3 protein-coding genes are annotated in these 2,268 nt (G+C 70.3%); all 3 read right to left on the bottom strand.

Annotated elements, in window-relative coordinates; all coding sequences use genetic code 11:
* Nucleotides 1–75: 75 nt before the first annotated feature.
* Nucleotides 76–423: a type II toxin-antitoxin system PemK/MazF family toxin gene (locus PLL68_RS14110; protein WP_324535150.1), complete on the bottom strand. Its 348-nt coding sequence runs from the start codon at nucleotides 421–423 to the stop codon at nucleotides 76–78.
* On the bottom strand, nucleotides 410–640 hold the full coding sequence (locus PLL68_RS14105) for a ribbon-helix-helix domain-containing protein (protein WP_324535148.1): 231 nt from the start codon (nucleotides 638–640) through the stop codon (nucleotides 410–412). The genes PLL68_RS14110 and PLL68_RS14105 overlap by 14 nt, the downstream gene beginning before the upstream one ends.
* Before the next feature lie 88 nt (nucleotides 641–728).
* On the bottom strand, nucleotides 729–2,057 hold the full coding sequence (locus PLL68_RS14100) for a DUF1254 domain-containing protein (protein ID WP_324535146.1): 1,329 nt from the start codon (nucleotides 2,055–2,057) through the stop codon (nucleotides 729–731).
* Between the last annotated feature and the right edge of the window lie 211 nt (nucleotides 2,058–2,268).

The following is a 2,268-nucleotide window of genomic DNA, read 5'->3' as shown; positions in this document are numbered from 1 at the left end:
CCCCAGAATTCTCCTCCGGCGAGGCGCCTCCCGGCCAGGCCTGTGGCTCGGTTCACGCGGCGCCTCGGCCACCTGTCACAGCTGGAGGTGGAGGCGGAGGGCGTCGTCGAGACGCGCCATCACCAGCAAAGGAACCCGGCCGATCACCCGCCCCAGCCTCTCCACGGAGACGGAGCGGATCTGCTCGCCCTGGGCCTTGGAGTCCACCCGGAGGCCGGTCTCCTCTGCGGCCAGCAAGACCTGGAACGGGTAGACCTGCTCGACGTTGCTGGTGACCGGCACGATCGTCACGACCCCTCGTCCCAGGCGTGCCGCGCTGGCATTGGCGCGATCGTTGCTGACGATGACGGCGGGACGACGCTTGTTCGCCTCGCCGGACCGAGCGGGGTCGAGGTCGGCCAGGCGGATCTCACCGCGCAGCATCGGCGAGCCCATCGGCGGAGGTGGCCTCCCACGCGGTGGCCTCGCCTGACGCCTCCCACTCATCCCAGGCGGCGGCGTAGTCCTCCTCGAGAGCGGGATCGCTGAGCAGCCGGATGGCCATCTGGATGGCGGCCGACCGCGACGGCACCCCGGCCGCGTGCACATATCGATCCAGGGCGGCGACGTCCTCGTCGGACAGGCTGATGCTCAGCTTCATCCTCCTATGCTACTTGGGTAGCATCATCTGTGCTACCCGCGTGCTCAGCGCGGGTGCCGTCCGGCACGGCTCAGGGCGCGACCGGTCGTCAGCCCACGCGGCGGATCGCCGGCAGCACGTAGCTGCCGTCGAGGATCGCCTCCCCGGGCTGGTAGGTGCGCAGGACCGGGCGGAACACCCCGGCCGGGGACGGCAGCCAGTTGGTCACCTTGTCCGCGGACGGGGCCTCGTGCTGCAGGTAGATCGTGACGGACCCGTCGTCGGCGTACTGCAGCCCGGGAGTGCGGTCGCCGACCGAGTACCGGCCGATGGGGTTGGCGACGAGGTAGAACCTCGGGGTGTCGTACATCGTGAACGACCAGAACGCCTCGACCGGTGGCGGCGGCGAGAAGGTCACCTCGTACGACGCGCCTCCGTTCAGGGGTTCGCCGTCCGAGTCGGTCCACGCGAAGTCGTAGGTGGCCTCGTACCCGTGGTTGCCCCACAGGCCGCCGCGTGCGACGACCGCCCGGGTCCCGTACGCCGTCCTGCGGTCGGCGATCCGCCATTCCGGCGCATCGTTGGTGCCGAGGCCGAGCCGGTCGAGGTTGTAGTCGAACATGTGCTTGGCCGTGGACCACGACGAGGTCTCGGTGGACCCACCGGCAAGCTTCTCGATCGTCGCCTGACCCTGCTGTGCCCCCTCGGTGAGCGCCGCGGCCGCTTGGGCGTCGAGCGCGCTCAGCGGCGCGTCGCCGGTGACCCCCAACGCCGCGAGGGCGGCCAGGAAGGGCGCGTCGGCATCCGGGGGCGGGAACGCGGCGATGCCCACCCGCAGCTGCTCCCAGAACGCGAGGTCGGGGACGGCATCCGAATCCGGTGAGGGGATGCCGTTCGCGACCCCCGCGTCGTCGGCCAGCGGTCGCAGGGTGAACTGGTCCTGGAGCGCGTGGACCGCGGGCAGGTCGGCTTCGCCGTCGACCTGCACCCGGCCCACGATGATGGCCACGTCGGACGGGATCTCGACCGGCGTCATGCCGGCGGGGACATCGCCGGTGTACCCGGGTGGGGTCAGCAGGTAGTCCGCCTCGGCCGTGCCGGTCGCTCGCCGGCCGATGTAGGCGACGTTGTTGGTCCAGGCGTCGACGAACTGCAGCACGTAGTAGCGGTCGTGGGTGTCCGGGACATGGAGCACGAGCGGCCCAGTGCTGAGGTCCAGCGGTGCAATCAGGTACAGGGTGTCGTTGTTCGGTGAGACGAACTCCGCCGCCGGGTCGAGCAGGTGGCGGACCGGCCCGAAGTGGTTCCAGGGGACCGGGGTGCCGAAGATGGTCGAGTCCCCGGCCGGGAGCTTGGCGATCTCCTCGAGGTTGTAGACCAACGGGTACCCGTAGATGTACGCCTGGGTCGCAGTCGCGACCGCCTCGTCGCTGTCCATCGCACTCTCCTTCGGTCGCCGGTCGACCCAAGGCCTCGGACGCTAGCAGCGACGGACGACGGACGAGGAGACGACGACTGAACAATCCGGTCGCGCAGGGTCGCGCCTGATCCCGGCTACTCGCCGAGGTAGGGCGCGATCGCGATCTGGGCCAAACCGGTCGCCGACTCCTCGCCGAACGTCGTGCTCATCCGGCCAGGGTCTCGCTCGT

It is taken from the genome of Ornithinibacter sp., from assembly GCF_035443565.1.
Taxonomy (GTDB): Bacteria; Actinomycetota; Actinomycetes; order Actinomycetales; family Dermatophilaceae; genus Fodinibacter.
Note: the sequence above shows the minus strand (reverse complement) of the source record. Positions and strands in the feature narration are given on the sequence as shown.

Coding starts and splice junctions, on each gene's coding strand:
- PLL68_RS14110 (WP_324535150.1), bottom strand. CDS start 423: ATGCTGCGCGGTGAGATCCGCCTGGCCGACCTCGACCCCGCTCGGTCC.
- PLL68_RS14100 (WP_324535146.1), bottom strand. CDS start 2,057: ATGGACAGCGACGAGGCGGTCGCGACTGCGACCCAGGCGTACATCTAC.
- PLL68_RS14105 (WP_324535148.1), bottom strand. CDS start 640: ATGAAGCTGAGCATCAGCCTGTCCGACGAGGACGTCGCCGCCCTGGAT.